Origin of the sequence: Variovorax soli, assembly GCF_031454625.1 — a bacterium.
Taxonomy (GTDB): domain Bacteria; phylum Pseudomonadota; class Gammaproteobacteria; order Burkholderiales; family Burkholderiaceae_C; genus Variovorax; species Variovorax soli_A.
The window spans coordinates 1-15,048 of sequence record NZ_JAVDRF010000017.1; the positions used below are offsets into that span (position 1 = coordinate 1).

The following is a 15,048-nucleotide window of genomic DNA, read 5'->3' on the forward strand; positions in this document are numbered from 1 at the left end:
GCCACGCCGCTCTTGCTGGCGGGCGCTCCGTACCTGTAGGTCACGCCCACGTCGGAGTTGAACTTGTAGGCCATCGCCGCGTAGGCGCTGGGCACCACCGCGCCGGCGCTGTCCACGATGTCTCCGGGCAGGGCAACGCCTGGCGAAGGCGCGGGGGCTGGGGCCGGAGCGGGAGCCGGGGCCGGAGCGGGAGCCGGGGCCGGTGCAGGTGCAGGTGCCGGTGCCGGTGCAGGTGCAGGAGCGGGAGCGGGAGCGGGAGCAGGGGCGAGTGCGGGTGCAGGTGCGGGGCCCGCGGAGACACAGGACTTCGCCGTCATGACCGCGGGATCGGTGCCAAAGAATGCGTTCGTGCAATCGGCCGTCCCGGTGACCGTCTTGGTGACCCAGCGCGTGTCGGCGCCGTACTTCACGAGCGTCGGCGAGGGCACGGTGAACGAACCGCCTTCATTGGCGAGCACGGTGCCTGCGGCGGGCGCAGGCGCAGGTGCGGGTGCGGGTGCAGGGGCTGGAGCAGGAGCAGGAGCAGGAGCAGGGGCCGGAGCAACCGCTTGCGCATAGCACGCCTTCGCCGCATACGGCAGCGGATCGCCGAAGGTTTCGTTGTTGCAGACCACGGCGCCGGACACCTTCTTGCTGACCCAGGACGACTTCGCGCCGTACTGCACGACCGTCGACGCGGACAGGGTGAATGCCTGACCTTCATTGGCGATCTTGATCCAGCTCGAGTCCAGCTTGCTGAGCAGCTCTGACTTCGTGTCTGACTCGGCCTCGGCAGTCGACGGCGCCGCCGACGCGGCTGCCGACGGCACTGCGTCCGTGCTTTGAGGGAAGGCGAAGCCGCCGCCTGAACCGCTTCCTCCGCCGCCGCAACCCGCGAGCGCGCCTGATGCGGCAAGGAGCACGAGAGCGCATTTGTCGAACTGTCTCATCTTCAATTTCCTGGTGAACGTTTGTTTGCGAAAAAGAAGTCCCCCGCGCTTCCAAAAAGGGCGCAAAAAAACTTCAAAAAAAAGAAATAAGGCGGGGATCGATGGATCGCCGCGCGGGCTAGAGGGACATGGCACGTTGTGCGTGCTCGACCCTCTTGCTTCAGTGGGGCCAGAGGCGGCCGGACATCGAATCAAACTGGACTGCGGCGGCCGCCTCATGCCGCTGCGATTCGATCGTCGGAGTTATGACCGACTCGGGTCGGTGCCTGGGAGTCTTCAGTTAAGAGGCATGCGCCGCGCGCAATCGCTGCACGCAGGGACGACAAGAACCTTCATATGTTGCCTTTTGATGTATCAATGAGTGTCTGCAATAGATCGATGTTCATCGCTGGAGCATCAATCTGTTTGCGCCAGATCAAAGAAATGAGACAACACGCGGCAAAATTTGGCTCTAGGAATCCATTCGACTTAACAAATTCGGGGCGGGCTCGTTGCGCGCTTTCCACGCGCTTTCGGCGACTCCGAATTCATTAAGGCTAAAGAATTCAGGGGCGCGAAGATATTGCCAATCAATGCCCTATGAGTCACCCGGGCCTTATTGAATCTTAAGTTCTCAATTAGAACCAATTAATTCATTGAAGGCCTCTTGTGCCGCTCGCGAGATGACGGTGCGTCGAAGGCGCCGCCAGGAGCGGCGCCGAGGGGAGCGACTTCCGGTCCGCGCCGGCGTTGTCAGAGACCGCTCGCGACCCAGGCGGCAACGGCGGTCGCCACGGCGGCGTGCGCCGCATTGCGATCGGCCATGGATGCTTTCGTCTCCGTCAAATAGACGGCCAGGAGGACGGGCGGGCGACCCGGCGGCCGGAGGATCGCGATGTCGTTGGCCGCGCCGTTTTCACCCGAGCCGGTCTTGTCGCCCACCTTCCAGCCTGCAGGCACGCCGGCGCGAATGCGCTGGCCACCCGTCTTGTTGTCGTCCAGCCATTGCAGCAATTGGGCGCGCGAAGCCGGCGCGAGAGCGTCGCCCAAGAGAATCTTTTGCATGCTGTTCACGATCGCGACCGGCGTGGTGGTATCGCGCGGATCCCCCGCGCGGGCTTCGTTGAGCCCGGGCTCGATGCGGTCGAGCCGGCTCTGCGTATCGCCGAGCGAGCGCATGTAGGCGGTGAGGCCCGCCGGGCCGCCGAAGCTCGCCAGCATCAGGTTGGCTGCGGTGTTGTCGCTCAAGGTGACTGCGGCTTCGCACAGCTGCGCCATCGTCATGCCTTCGGCGCCCGCATGCTTCTCGGTCACCGGAGAGTAGGGCACGAGGTCGTCGCGCGTGTACGTGAGCCTGCGTTCCAGTTGCTCCTTGCCCTGGTCCACCCGCGCCAGCACCAGCGCCGCGGCCAGGAACTTGAAAGTGCTGCAGAGCGCGAAGCGCTCGTCCTGGCGGTGACCGGCACGCCGGCCGGTCGCGGTGTCGAGCACGTGAACGCCGAGCCTGCCGCCGCTGTCTTTTTCGATATCCGCGAATTGGCGCGCAAGGCTCGGTCGGCTGCCGGCGCGAATGTCGAGGGAAGCGGTGACCAGCGGAAGAAGAAGGGCGCCAGCCAATCGGCGTCGTTGAATCATGAATGCGTGCTCCTGAAAAAGCAGCGACTTTCGATGATCGGCAGCGAGGGCGCAAACGATAGTATTTGCTGTCTCGCACAAGAAAATCTTATGGCACGGGTCCATCTTCCCCTCAATGCGCTGCGCGCCTTCGAATCCTCGGCGCGCCATCTCAGCTTCACCCTCGCGGCCGACGAACTGAACGTGACGCAGGCCGCCGTGAGTCAGCAGGTGCGTGGCCTGGAGGCGAGGTTGGGCGCGGCGCTGTTTCGCCGCCTGCCGCGCGGCCTGGCGCTCAGCGACGAGGGCCATGCATTGCTGCCGGTGCTGGCAGAGTCCTTCGGGCGCATGGAGGCGGTCGTCCAGCAGTTCGACAACGGCCGCTTCTTCGAGGTGCTGACCGTGGGGGTGGTGGGCACCTTCGCGGTGGGCTGGCTGCTGCCCCGCCTTCGGCTGTTCCAGAAGGGGTGCCCCTTCGTCGACCTGCGGCTGATGACGCACAACAACGTGGTCGACCTGGCAGGCGAAGGGCTGGACTTCGCGATCCGTTTCGGCGACGGCAACTGGCCAGGGCTCAAGGCCGAGCACCTGATGGCGGCGCCGCTCTCGGTGCTGTGCGCGCCGTCGATCGCGGCGCGCATCGCCCGGCCGCGGGACCTCGCGCAGCAGACCTTGCTGCGCTCCTACCGCACGGAGGACTGGCCGGCGTGGTTTGCGGCCGCTGGCGCGGCGTGCCCGACGGTCCGCGGGCCGGTTTTCGATTCCTCGCGGCTGATGGTGGAGGCCGCCATGCAGGGCGCGGGCGTGGCACTGGCGCCGGCGTCGATGTTCGAACGCGAGCTGGACGAAGGGCGGCTGATGCGGCCGCTTTCGACCGAGGTGATGACCGGCAGCTACTGGCTCGTCCGGCTCAAGTCGAGAAAGCCCAGCGCCGCGATGGAGGCCTTCCGCCGCTGGCTGCTGGACTACATCGAGGCTTCGAGCATCGCGCGATAGTCCTCGCGGGTCGCCAGCCGCGGGTTGGTCTTGTGGCAGTGGTCGGCCATCGCGCCGTCGATGATCGGCTCGAACATCGCAGGCGTCACGCCCACCTCGGCCGAGCCCGCGGGCAGCCCCAGCCGCGCATTCATGTCGCGGATCGCGACCGCCAGGTCGCCGGGCGAGTCGAGATGCATGGCCTGCGCCATGCGCTGCAGGCGCTGCTCTTTCTGCACGGATTCCGCGCCCGCGTTGAAGCGGATCACGGCGGGCAGGAAGAGGGCGTTGAGCGTGCCGTGGTGCAGGCGCGGATCGATGCCGCCCAGGCTGTGGCTCAGCGAGTGCACGCAGCCCAGCCCCTTCTGGAAAGCCATGGCGCCCTGCATCGAGGCGCTCATGAGGTTGAGGCGCGCCTCGCGGTCGCTGCCGTCTTTCGTGGCGCGCTCGATGTAGCCCCAGGCACGTTGCAGCCCGTCGAGGGCGATGCCGTCGGCCGGCGGGTTGAAGGCGGCCGACATGAAGGTTTCCATGCAGTGCGCGATGGCGTCCATCCCGGTGGCGGCCGTGAGCCGCGGCGGCAGGCCCAGCGTGAGCTCGGGGTCGCAGATCGCGGCCTTCGGCATCAGGAACCAGCTGTGGAAGCCGAGCTTGCGATGGTCGTCCACGATCACGATGGCGCCGCGCGCCACCTCGCTGCCGGTGCCGCTGGTGGTGGGCACCGCGATCAGCGGCGCCACGCGCTCGGTGATCTTCGGCGAGCCGCCTTCGATGGTGGCGTAGGTCTTCAGCGGCCCCTCGTGCGTGGCTGCGATCGCGACGCCCTTGGCACAGTCGATGGCCGAGCCGCCGCCGACGGCGATCAGGCCATCGCAGCGCTGATCGCGGTAGATCGCGGCCGCGGCACGCACCGCCGCCTCGGTGGGGTTGGAAGGCGTCTGGTCGAACACCGCGGCAGGCAGGTCGCCCAGCGCGTCGAGCGCCTTCTGCAGAAGGCCGGCCGCGCGCACGCCGGCATCGGTCACGATCAGGGGTCGCGCGATGCCGATGCGCTCGCATTCGCTGCGCAGCAGCTGGATGGCGCCGAAGTCGAACTGGATCTGGGTCAGGTATTGGATGAGGGCCATGGGCGTGTGGGTGGAGGCTACGATTCGGGCCTTCCAATTTAACAAGCGCTGCGTCTCTTGCCCATGACCCAAACCCTCGCGCCGAAGCTCACCGCCAGGATGGCCGGCGTGGTCGACCGCATGGCCCGCGCCCGCCAGGCGCCGTACCACACGCTCACGCCGGCCCAGGCGAGGGCTGCCTACGAGAAGGGTGCCAACGTGCTCGAGGTGCCCAAGCCGCATCTCGCGCGCATCGAGGATTTCGCGATCCCCGCGCGCGATGGCGACGCCCTGCCGGCCCGTCTCTACGCGCCGTCGCAGGCGCGGCTGCCGGTGCTGCTGTTCTTCCACGGCGGCGGCTTCACCGTCGGCAGCATCGCCACCCACGACACGCTGTGCCGCGTCCTGGCCCAGAAAAGCGGCAGCGCCGTGGTCTCGCTGGACTATCGCCTCGCCCCGCAACACAAGTTTCCGACAGCCTCGAACGATGCCTGGGACGCCTGCCTGTTCATCGCGCAGCGCGCCGCCGAGCTGGGCCTGGACGGCGCGCGCCTGGCGCTGGGCGGCGACAGCGCCGGCGGCACGCTCGCCGCCGTCTGCGCCATCCTCGCGCGCGACGCCGGCTTGCCGGTGGCCTTGCAGTTGCTCTTCTACCCGGGCACCACCGCGCACCAGGACACGGCCTCGCACCGCCGGTTCGCCGAGGGCCCGCTGCTCGGCGAGCCGCTCATCACCTGGTTCTTCTCGCAGTACCTCAACAGCCCGGCCGAGCGGGACGACTGGCGCTTCGCGCCGCTCAACGCCGAGGACGTCGACGGCGTCGCGCCGGCCTGGATCGGCCTGGCCGAGTGCGACCCCGTGGTCGACGAGGGCATTGCCTACGCCGACAAGCTGCGCGCCGCGGGCGTGCCGGTCGACCTGGAGATCTACCGCGGCGTCATCCACGAGTTCGTCAAAATGGGCCGTGCCATCCCTGAAGCGATGCAGGCCCAGGCCGATGCAGCGCGCGCACTGAAGGAAGCCTTGCAGCCATGACCGAGAACACCCGCCGATCCGACTACCGCTTCTTCCACCGCCTGCGCGTGCGCTGGGCCGAGGTGGACATGCAGAAGATCGTCTTCAACGCCCACTACCTGATGTACTTCGACACCGCGATGTCCGACTACTGGCGCGCCCTGGCGCTGCCCTACGAGGATTCGATGCACGCGCTGGGGGGCGACCTCTACGTGCGCAAGGCCACCATCGAGTTCCAGGCATCGGCGCGGGTGGATGACGTGCTGGACGTCGCCATGAAATGCGTGCGCGTGGGCAACTCTTCCATCGTCTTCCACGGCGGGCTGTTCCGGGGCGACGACTTCCTGGTCGGGTGCGAGCTGGTCTACGTATTCGCCGATCCGGCCACGCAGACCTCGAAGCCGGTGCCGGCGCTGCTGCGCGAGATCTTCAAGGCCTTCGAGGCCGGCGAAGCCCTCGCCGAAGTCCGCACCGGCAACTGGGCCGAACTCGGCGAGGGTGCCGGCGCGGTGCGCCGCAGCGTCTTCATCGAGGAGCAGCGCATTCCCAAGGAGCTGGAGTGGGACGAGCACGACGAGAGCGCCGTGCATGCGGTGGCGCGCAACCGGCTCGGTCAGGTGATCGCGACCGGGCGGCTGGTGCAGGGCGGGCCCGGCCAGGGCCGCATCGGCCGGATGGCGGTGCACCGCGTGCTGCGCGGCGGCGGCCACGGCGCGGCGGTTCTGCGCGCGCTCGAAGAAGTCGCCAAGGCGCGGGGCGATCGCGAGGTGACGCTGCATGCGCAGCGCAGCGCCGAGACCTTCTACACGCGCCTCGGCTACATGCCGCATGGCGAGCCGTTCGAGGAAGCGGGCATCGCGCACATCGAGATGCGGCGCGCGCTCTGAGGGCACCCGGCGCACCGGCCGACCATGAATCTCCGCACCAAGATCGTCGCGCTGGCCGTCGCACCGCTGCTGGTCGCACTGGTGCTGGTGTCGCTGGCGGTGCGCCACCAGGAGCGCGACCTGGCGCGGCGCGAGCGCGCGCTGATCGAAGAAACCTACATGAACCAGCGCCGCAATGAGCTGCGCAGCTACGTGGACCTGGCGATCAGCGTGGTGCGCCCGCTCTACGACGCGGGCCGCGACGACGAGGCCACGCGCAACGAGGCGCTGCAGCGGCTGGCTGCGCTCGACTACGGCAGCGACGGTTACTTCTTCGTCTACGACCTGCAGGGCCGCGCGCTGATGCACTCGCGCCAGCCCGAGCTGGTCGGCCAGGACCTTTGGGAGCTGCGCGACTCGCGCGGCCGCTTCACCATCCAGGCGCTGATCGCGCAGGCGCGCGCCGGCGGCGGCTTCGTCGAGTACGAGTGGCGCAAGCCTTCGAGCGCGCAGACCGCGCCCAAGCTGGGCTACGTGACAGCGCTGCCGCGCTGGAACTGGATGGTCGGCACCGGCCTGTACCTGGACGACCTGCAGTCGACCATGCAGACGCTGGACCGGCAGATGAACCAGAACGTCGCCACCACCATGCTGTGGATCGCGGCCATCGCCGCACTGTGCCTCGCAGCGGTCAGCGCCGGCGGGCTGCTGCTCAACCTCAGCGAGCACCGCGTCGCCGAGGCCAAGCTGCGCCTGCTGGCGCGCCAGGTGGTGCAGTCGCAGGAAGAGGAGCGCGGCCACCTGGCGCGCGAACTGCACGACGGCACCAGCCAGACGCTGGTGTCGACCAAGCTGCTGGTCGAGTCGGCGGTCGATACGCTGGAGCGTGCGCATCAGCCTGCGCCGGCGGTGCTGGGCAAGGCGCTGGTGCGGCTCAACGAATCGCTCGCCGAGGTGCGGCGCATCTCGCACCGGCTGCGGCCGGCGCTGCTGGATCAGCTGGGCTTGCCGGCAGCCCTGGAGCGGCTGGGCGCGGAGTTCGGCGAGGAGGGCGAGGTTGCCGCCGTGGTCGCGGTGCAGGGGACGCCTCGCGAACTGCCGGAGGAGGTCAAGACGGCGCTGTTCCGCGTCACCCAGGAGGCGTTGACCAATGTGCGCAAGCATGCACGGGCGCGGCAGGTGCACATTGCACTGGACTTCGAGCGGCGAGGGGTGCGGCTGGAGGTGAACGATGACGGCGTCGGCTTCGACCTGCAGGCCACGCAGCTCGATCCACGCCGCGGCATCGGGCTGCGCAACATGCGCGAACGCATCGCGGCCATCGGCGGGCGGCTGGACCTGCACTCGGGCAGCAAGGGGACCGCCATCGTCGCCTTCGTCCCGGCGAAGAGCCTGGAGTCGACGTGACGATGAGGCCGCCGATCCGCGTGTTCCTGGTGGACGACCACCCTCTGGTGCGCGACGGGCTGCATGCGCGGCTCGATCCGCTGCCGGGCATCGAGATCGTGGGCGAGGCCGGCAGCGCCGCCGAGGCGCTGGAAGCGATCGAGCGGCTGCGGCCGCAGTTGGTGCTGGCCGATGTCGGCATGAAGGACATGAACGGCATCGAACTGGCCGCGCGGCTGCAGGAGGGGCACCCGGCGGTGCGCGTGGTGATGCTCAGCATGTACGACAACCCCGAATACGTGCAGCAGGCGCTCGCGGCCGGCGCGCGCGGCTATGTGCTCAAGGATGCGCCGGCTGCGGAGATCGTCGCTGCCATCGAGGCGGCTGCGGCGGGCGGCACCTTCTTGAGCCCGGCGGTGTCGCAGCGCCTGTTCCGCAGCCAGGCGCCGCGGCCGCTGCTCACGCCGCGCGAGAGCGAGATCCTCTCGGCGCTGGGTCGCGGCGAATCGAGCAAGCAGATCGCACGCGACCTCGGGTTGAGCGTGCGCACGGTCGAGGCGCATCGGCAGAGCATCAAGCGGCGGCTGGGGATCGAGGGGCAGGCGGAATTGATCAAGTATGCGGTGGAGCACGCGCGGCAGTTCGGGCGGAGCTGAAGCGGGGCGGAGCGTCCCGGGTTATCCCTTACGCAACACTGCGCGCCTCGTCCGCGCGGTGCGACGGATGGCAAAGGGCGAGCGGATCGGGACACTCGCCAGGTCCATACATCTGGAGACAACCGCATGCAAAACATCCGCCGCCACCTGGTGTGGCTCGTCGTGGCCGTGGTCGGCGCTTTTGCGCTCGGCACGGTGGCCCTGGCCCGTGGGGAGGCCATCAGCGCTTTGTGGGTCGTGGCCGCCGCCCTGTGCACCTACCTGATCGCCTACCGCTACTACAGCCTCTTCATCGCCGATCGCGTGCTCGGCCTCGACGGCAAGCGCATGACGCCGGCCCATCGCCACAACGACGGGCTGGACTACGTGCCCACCGACAAGAACGTGCTCTTCGGCCATCACTTCGCGGCCATCGCCGGCGCGGGTCCGCTGGTCGGGCCGGTGCTCGCCGCGCAAATGGGCTACCTGCCGGGCCTGCTGTGGATCCTGGCCGGCGTGGTGTTCGCGGGTGCCGTGCAGGACTTCATCGTGCTCTTCATCTCGACGCGCCGCGACGGCCGCTCGCTGGGCGACCTGATCAAGCAGGAGATGGGCACGGTGCCGGGGCTGATCGCGCTGTTCGGCACCTTCATGATCATGATCATCATCCTCGCGGTGCTGGCGCTGATCGTGGTGAAGGCGCTCGCCGAATCGCCCTGGGGCGCCTTCACCGTGGCGGCGACCATTCCGGTCGCGGTCTTCATGGGCGTGTACCTGCGCTACATCCGCCCGGGGCGAATCGGCGAGATCTCGGTGATCGGCTTCGTGCTGCTGATGCTGGCCATCTTCGGCGGCCAGGCAGTGGCGCAGAACCCGGACTGGGCGCCGCTCTTCACCTTCGACGGCAAGATGCTGACCTGGATGCTGATCGGCTACGGCTTCATCGCCGCCAGCCTGCCGGTGTGGCTGCTGCTGGCGCCGCGCGACTACCTCTCGACCTTCCTGAAGATCGGCACCATCGTCGCGCTGGCGATCGGCATCGTCTTCGTCGCGCCGACACTGCAGATGCCGGCGGTGACGCAGTTCGCGCAGGGCAACGGGCCGGTGTGGTCGGGCAATCTCTTTCCCTTCCTCTTCATCACCATCGCCTGCGGCGCGGTATCGGGCTTCCACGCGCTGATCTCCTCGGGCACCACGCCGAAGATGCTGGACAACGAGCGCCACGCGCGCTTCATCGGCTACGGCGGCATGCTGGCCGAGTCCTTCGTCGCGGTGATGGCGCTGGTGGCCGCCGCCTGCATCGAGCCCGGCGTGTACTTCGCGATGAACAGCCCGGCCGCGCTGGTCGGCAACACGCCGGCCGCCGTGGCGCAGACGATCTCGAGCTGGGGCTTCGTGGTCACGCCCGAGATGCTGCTGCAGACCGCCAAGGACGTCGGCGAGAGCACCATCCTCGGCCGCGCCGGCGGCGCGCCCACGCTCGCCGTGGGCATGGCGCATATCCTGCATCAAGTCATCGGCGGGCAGGCCATGATGGCCTTCTGGTACCACTTCGCGATCCTGTTCGAAGCGCTGTTCATCCTGACCGCGGTCGACGCCGGCACCCGGGCCGGGCGCTTCATGCTGCAGGACCTGCTGGGCAGTTTCGTGCCCGCGCTCAAACGCACCGATTCCTTCGCGGCTAACCTGATCGCTACCTTCCTGTGCGTCGCGGCCTGGGGCTACTTCCTCTACCAGGGCGTGGTCGATCCGCTGGGCGGCATCAACACGCTGTGGCCGCTGTTCGGCATCTCCAACCAGATGCTGGCCGCGGTGGCGCTGCTGCTGGGCGTGGTGGTGCTGTTCCGCATGAAGCGCGAGCGCTATGCGTGGGTCGCGATCGCGCCGGCCGCCTGGCTGCTGGTGTGCACGCTGACGGCGGGCTGGCAGAAGATCTTCTCGGCCGATCCGAAAATCGGCTTCCTGGCCCATGCGGCGAAGTACGCGGAGGCCATCGAGAAGGGCGTGCTGCTCGCGCCGGCGAAGACGCCCGAGGCCATGGCGCGCATCGTCTTCAACGACCGGCTCGATGCAGCGCTGTGCGGGCTCTTCATCTTCGTGGTGCTGAGCGTGCTGTTCTACAGCGTGCGCAGCGCGCTCGCGGCCCGCGCGGCCAACAGGCCGACGGCGCGCGAGACGCCTTTCGAGCCGATGCCGGCCTCGGTGGCCTGATGCGTTCCCTGGCCGCCTTGCCCGAGGCTGGGCGCTACCTGACCCGCTCGCTGGCGCAGTCGCTGCGCCTGATGGTCGGCCTGCCGGACTACGACGCCTACCTCAGCCACATGGAGCGCACGCACCCCGGGCAGACACCGATGAGCTACGAAGCCTTCTTCCGCGAGCGGCTGGAGGCGCGCTACGGCAGCGGCAAGGGCCGTTGCTGCTGACGAGAAGCCGAGCCGGGCTCAGACGTCCTCGAGCAAGGGATAGGGCAGGGGCTCGACACTGAGCGCGGGCCCCTCGGCGCTGCCGGCATGCAGGCCACCGGCATTGAGCGCCGCGATCTGCATGGACACGAGCGCAGCCCATCCGCCCCCGGGCGTCGGCGCCGCCTGCGCGATCATGCCGACCGGCTGCTCGGGATCGTTGGCAGCAAAGACCTCCTGGCCCGCGGCCACCGGCGCCGGCGCCTGCACCAGGTAGGTCCTGCGCTTGAGGGTGCCGCGGAACTGGCTGCGCGCCACCACCTCCTGGCCGGGGTAGCAGCCCTTCTTGAAGTTCACGCCGCCCACCGATTCGTAGTTGAGCATCTGCGGCACGAAGGCATCGACGATCGGCGCGCTCACGGTCACGATCCCGCTGCGCACCTCGCTCCACTGCCACAGCGCGGGATCGAGCGGAGGGCCTTCCGGCTCGGCACTGCCCACCGGCGCGATGCGCAGCGCGCGCGGGACGCGGTCCGAGGGATAGAGGGAGACCACGCTGACATCGCCGATCTGGCAGCAGCGCCCCGGCGGTGCGCCGGCATCGACGCCGTTGGCCGTCAGCGCCGTGCCGGTGAGGCCGTGGAGCACGAAGGCATCGCTGGCATCGCTGAGCTTGAGCTTGGCGCGCAGCACATACATCGACAGGCGCTTGAGGGTCGCGGCAAGGATGTCGCGACCGATCACCAGCAGCACGCGCTCGGGCTGCGGCCTGATGCCGATGAAGCTCGCGATCACGCGCCCCTTGGCAGTGCACAGCGCGGCCAGGCGAGCCTCGGCAGGGCCGAGGAGGGCGAAGTCCTGGGTCAGCTGGCCATTGAGGAAATCGGCGGCCTCGGGGCCCTCGGCGAGGATCACGCCGAGGTGCGAAAGGGCTGTTACGCCATTCAGAACGACTGGGGTCATCGCTGAATTATCATGGCCGGCTCCGTTCCGTTCGGCCCGCAGGGCTACCGCGTTTCTTCTTGCTGCCGCCTCACTCGCATCCGTGCGCCGCTTTCTTCTCACGCTCTTCCTGCTCGCCGCCTTCGTCGTGCTCGGCGCGGGCGCGGCCGGGCTCTGGTGGGTGCAGCAGCCGCTGAAGCTGCCGGCGCCCACGGTCGACCTCTCCGTGGAGCCCGGAACGACACCGCGCGGCGTCGCGCAGGCGGTGGCCGACGCCGGCGTGGCCGTGCCGTGGCAGCTGCTGTACGGCTGGTTCCGCTTCTCGGGGCAGGACCGGCAGATCCGCGCCGGCAGCTACGAGCTGGAGCGCGGCGTCACGCCGCGCCTGCTGCTCAACATGCTGGTGCGCGGCGAGGAAGCCACGCGCAGCATCGTGCTGGTGGAGGGCTGGACCTTCCGCCAGGTGCGCGCCGCGCTCGCCAAGGCCGAGCAGCTGAAGCCCGAAACCCTGGGCCAGAGCGACCAGGAGCTGATGGCCCGGCTGGGGAAACCCGGCTTGCATCCCGAGGGCCGCTTCTTCCCCGACACCTACACCTATTCGAAAGGCTCCACGGATCTCGCACTGCTGCAGCGGGCGATGCGGGCCATGGACAAGAAGCTGGACGCGGCCTGGGCCGCGCGCGCGGCCGACCTGCCGCTCAAGTCGGCCGACGAGGCGCTGATCCTCGCCAGCATCGTCGAAAAGGAGACAGGCGTGGCCAAGGACCGGGCCGAGATCGCGGCCGTGTTCGTCAACCGGCTGCGCGCCGGCATGCCGCTGCAGACCGACCCGACCGTGATCTACGGCATGGGCACGCGCTTCGACGGCAACCTGCGCAAGAAGGACCTCCAAACGGACACGCCCTGGAACACTTACCTGCGGCCCGGCCTGCCGCCGACGCCGATCGCCATGCCGGGCAAGGCCGCGCTGCTGGCGGCGGTGCAGCCGGCGCAGAGCAAGTCGCTGTACTTCGTGTCGCGCGGCGACGGCTCCAGCCATTTCAGCAGTTCGCTCGACGAGCACAATCGTGCGGTCAACCGCTATCAACGGGGCATCGAGCCCGCACCACGGAGCGAGCGATGACGCACCCGGGCCTGTTCCTCACGCTCGAAGGCATCGACGGTGCCGGCAAGTCCAGCCATCTCGATGCGCTGGAGGCCCTGTTCACGGCCGAAGGCCGAGTGGTCACGCGCACGCGCGAGCCCGGCGGCACCCCGCTGGCCGAGACGCTGCGCACGATGATCCTCACACAGGCCATGGACCCGCTCACCGAGTCGTTGCTGGTGTTCGCGGCGCGGCGCGACCATATCGTGCAGGTGATCGAGCCCGCCCTCGCGCGCGGCGAGGTGGTGCTGTGCGACCGCTTCACGGATGCCACCTTCGCCTACCAGGGCGAAGGGCGCGGCTTCGACAAGGCGGTGCTCGCCACCCTGGAGCAGTGGGCGCAGGCGCGCGGTGGTGCGCTGCTGCAGCCCGCGCTCACGCTGTGGTTCGACCTGGCGCCTGAGATCGCGGCCGAGCGCCTGGCCGGCGCGCGGCTGCCGGACAAGTTCGAATCGCAGCCGGTCGAGTTCTTTCGCCGCGTTGCCCGGGGCTATGCCGAGCGCGCCGCGGCGGCGCCGCGCTTCGTGCGGATCGATGCGAGCCGTTCGCGCGAGCAGGTCTGGGCTCAGGTCGAGGCGTCCCTCGTGCAGCGCGGCGTGGTGGGACGCAAGCGAAGCCAATGACCGCGCCGATCCTGTCGCCCTGGCTGCGCAAGCCATTGACCGAACTGCTGCGGCAGCGGGGCCATGCCTGGCTGCTGCAAGGCCCTTCCGGCCTGGGCCAGTACGAACTGGGCCTGGCGCTGGCGGCGGCCTGGCTCTGCGAGCAGCCGAACGAAACCGGCGGGCAGGGCGCCTGCGGGCACTGCCCGAGCTGCCACGCCATCGCCGTGCGCACCCATGCCGACCTCTGCGTGCTGATGCCCGAGATCGCGATGCAGGAGCTGGGCTGGCCGCTCGACGAGAAGAGCCAGGCCGACATCGACGACAAGAAGCGCAAGCCCAGCCGCGAGATCCGCGTCGAGGCGATGCGCGATGCCGTCGGCTTCGCTCAGCGCACCAGCGCACGCGGGCGCGGCAAGGCGGTGCTGGTCTATCCGGCCGAACGCATGAACACCATCACCGCCAACGCCTTGCTCAAGACGCTGGAGGAGCCGGTCGGCGACGTACGCTTCGTGCTCGCCAGCGAGGCCGCCTGGCAACTGCTGCCCACCATCCGCAGCCGCTGCCTGGGCTTCACCTTGCCCTGGCCGGGCGACGCCGAGGGGCGCGAATGGCTGGTGGGGCAGGGCGTCCCGGCGGTGGACGCGGCCGCCCTGCTGCGCGCGGCCGGCGGGCGGCCCAGCGATGCCTTGCGGCTCGCCGCCTCGGGCCAGTCGCCCAAGGCCTGGGGCCTTTTCCCGAAGGCCATGCAGCGCGGCGAAGTCGGCGCGCTGGCCGACCATGCGCCGGCCCAGGCCATCAGTGCGCTGCAGAAGCTCTGCCACGACCTGATGGCGGTCGACAGCGGCGCCGCCCCGCGTTTTTTCGAAGCCGCCGACCTTCCGGCGGCACCGTCGAAGGCGGCGTTGGGCCGCTGGGCCCGGTCGCTCGCCAATGCGGCAAAAACCGCAGAACATCCCTTCAATGCGGGCCTGATGCTCGAAGCGCTTGTGAGCGAAGCGCGAAGCACCCTAAACTCCGGCAGCCGCCGCCCATGAATCCAACCGCTTCCCCCACACCCGCCGCGCCCGCCCGCCCCAGCGTCATTCAGTTGGCGATCAAGGAAAAGGGCGCGCTCTACGCGGCCTACATCCCGCTGTTCGCCGAAGGCGGCATCTTCATCCCGACCTCGCGCGAGTACCGCCTGGGCGACGACGTCTACGTGCTCCTCACGCTCCCCGAGGACCCGCAGCGCTACCCGGTGGCCGGCAAGGTGGCATGGATCACGCCCGCCCGCGCGGCCGGCAACCGGGCACCGGGTGTCGGCATCCGCTTTCCCTCGGACGAGAAGTCGCGCCAGCTCAAGGCGCGCATCGAAGAGGCGCTTGGTGGCACCATGGCCTCCGACCGCCCGACACAGACCATTTGAGTTCCGTCTGCACGGCAGCGACCGCACGCGTTGCGGTCGCGCCGCC

14 protein-coding genes and 1 pseudogene are annotated in these 15,048 nt (G+C 69.1%); 11 read left to right on the forward strand and 4 right to left on the reverse strand.

What is annotated here, in order from left to right:
- Window positions 1-809: pseudogene (locus J2739_RS25910) on the reverse strand (hypothetical protein); the annotation flags it as partial.
- Between the two features lie 852 nt (window positions 810-1,661).
- Window positions 1,662-2,543 (reverse strand): class A beta-lactamase, encoded by an 882-nt coding sequence (bla, locus tag J2739_RS25915; RefSeq protein ID WP_309907273.1) that lies wholly within the window; start codon window positions 2,541-2,543, stop codon window positions 1,662-1,664.
- 90 nt (window positions 2,544-2,633) lie between these two features.
- Here bla and J2739_RS25920 point away from each other — a divergent pair, with 90 nt between their 5' ends.
- Window positions 2,634-3,518 carry a LysR family transcriptional regulator gene (locus tag J2739_RS25920; protein ID WP_309907085.1) on the forward strand — a complete coding sequence of 295 codons (885 nt, stop codon included), beginning with the start codon at window positions 2,634-2,636 and terminating at the stop codon, window positions 3,516-3,518.
- On the opposite strand, the gene J2739_RS25925 is transcribed toward J2739_RS25920, so the two are convergent.
- Window positions 3,488-4,624 carry an iron-containing alcohol dehydrogenase gene (locus tag J2739_RS25925; protein WP_309907087.1) on the reverse strand — a complete coding sequence of 379 codons (1,137 nt, stop codon included), beginning with the start codon at window positions 4,622-4,624 and terminating at the stop codon, window positions 3,488-3,490. The genes J2739_RS25920 and J2739_RS25925 overlap by 31 nt on opposite strands.
- 63 nt (window positions 4,625-4,687) lie before the next feature.
- Here J2739_RS25925 and J2739_RS25930 point away from each other — a divergent pair, with 63 nt between their 5' ends.
- The 6 genes from J2739_RS25930 to J2739_RS25955 all read left to right on the forward strand — a co-directional run bounded on the left by J2739_RS25930 (window position 4,688) and on the right by J2739_RS25955 (window position 10,927).
- Entirely contained in the window at window positions 4,688-5,638 is a 951-nt protein-coding gene (locus J2739_RS25930) for an alpha/beta hydrolase (protein WP_309907089.1), read from the forward strand.
- Complete coding sequence (locus J2739_RS25935) at window positions 5,635-6,504, forward strand: YbgC/FadM family acyl-CoA thioesterase (RefSeq protein ID WP_309907091.1); 870 nt, start codon at window positions 5,635-5,637, stop codon at window positions 6,502-6,504. Before J2739_RS25930 ends, J2739_RS25935 begins: the two co-directional genes overlap by 4 nt.
- A 24-nt stretch (window positions 6,505-6,528) precedes the next feature.
- Entirely contained in the window at window positions 6,529-7,890 is a 1,362-nt protein-coding gene (locus tag J2739_RS25940; RefSeq protein ID WP_309907093.1) for a cache domain-containing protein, read from the forward strand.
- A 2-nt stretch (window positions 7,891-7,892) separates the two neighbouring features.
- The gene (locus tag J2739_RS25945; RefSeq protein ID WP_309907275.1) at window positions 7,893-8,525 is read left to right on the forward strand and encodes a response regulator transcription factor; all 633 of its coding nucleotides are present in this window, start codon (window positions 7,893-7,895) and stop codon (window positions 8,523-8,525) included.
- A 126-nt stretch (window positions 8,526-8,651) separates the two neighbouring features.
- Window positions 8,652-10,715 carry a carbon starvation CstA family protein gene (locus tag J2739_RS25950; protein ID WP_309907095.1) on the forward strand — a complete coding sequence of 688 codons (2,064 nt, stop codon included), beginning with the start codon at window positions 8,652-8,654 and terminating at the stop codon, window positions 10,713-10,715.
- On the forward strand, window positions 10,715-10,927 hold the full coding sequence (locus tag J2739_RS25955; RefSeq protein WP_309907097.1) for a YbdD/YjiX family protein: 213 nt from the start codon (window positions 10,715-10,717) through the stop codon (window positions 10,925-10,927). Before J2739_RS25950 ends, J2739_RS25955 begins: the two co-directional genes overlap by 1 nt.
- Window positions 10,928-10,945: 18 nt before the next feature.
- Here the strand turns inward: J2739_RS25955 and ygfZ are convergent, their stop codons facing one another.
- Window positions 10,946-11,869: a CAF17-like 4Fe-4S cluster assembly/insertion protein YgfZ gene (gene ygfZ / locus J2739_RS25960; RefSeq protein WP_309907099.1), complete on the reverse strand. Its 924-nt coding sequence runs from the start codon at window positions 11,867-11,869 to the stop codon at window positions 10,946-10,948.
- Window positions 11,870-11,951: 82 nt separating this feature from the next.
- Between ygfZ and mltG the strand changes: the two genes are divergently transcribed.
- Genes mltG through J2739_RS25980 form a run of 4 tightly spaced genes read left to right on the forward strand, consistent with a single transcriptional unit; the run spans window position 11,952 to window position 15,002 of the window.
- Window positions 11,952-12,971, forward strand: coding sequence for an endolytic transglycosylase MltG (gene mltG, locus J2739_RS25965; RefSeq protein WP_309907101.1), 1,020 nt, complete (start codon window positions 11,952-11,954; stop codon window positions 12,969-12,971).
- Window positions 12,968-13,615, forward strand: a complete 648-nt coding sequence (gene tmk / locus J2739_RS25970) for a dTMP kinase (protein WP_309907103.1) — start codon at window positions 12,968-12,970, stop codon at window positions 13,613-13,615. The genes mltG and tmk overlap by 4 nt, the downstream gene beginning before the upstream one ends.
- On the forward strand, window positions 13,612-14,631 hold the full coding sequence (locus J2739_RS25975; protein ID WP_309907105.1) for a DNA polymerase III subunit delta': 1,020 nt from the start codon (window positions 13,612-13,614) through the stop codon (window positions 14,629-14,631). The genes tmk and J2739_RS25975 overlap by 4 nt, the downstream gene beginning before the upstream one ends.
- Window positions 14,628-15,002: a PilZ domain-containing protein gene (locus J2739_RS25980; protein ID WP_309907107.1), complete on the forward strand. Its 375-nt coding sequence runs from the start codon at window positions 14,628-14,630 to the stop codon at window positions 15,000-15,002. The genes J2739_RS25975 and J2739_RS25980 overlap by 4 nt, the downstream gene beginning before the upstream one ends.
- Window positions 15,003-15,048: the final 46 nt, after the last annotated feature.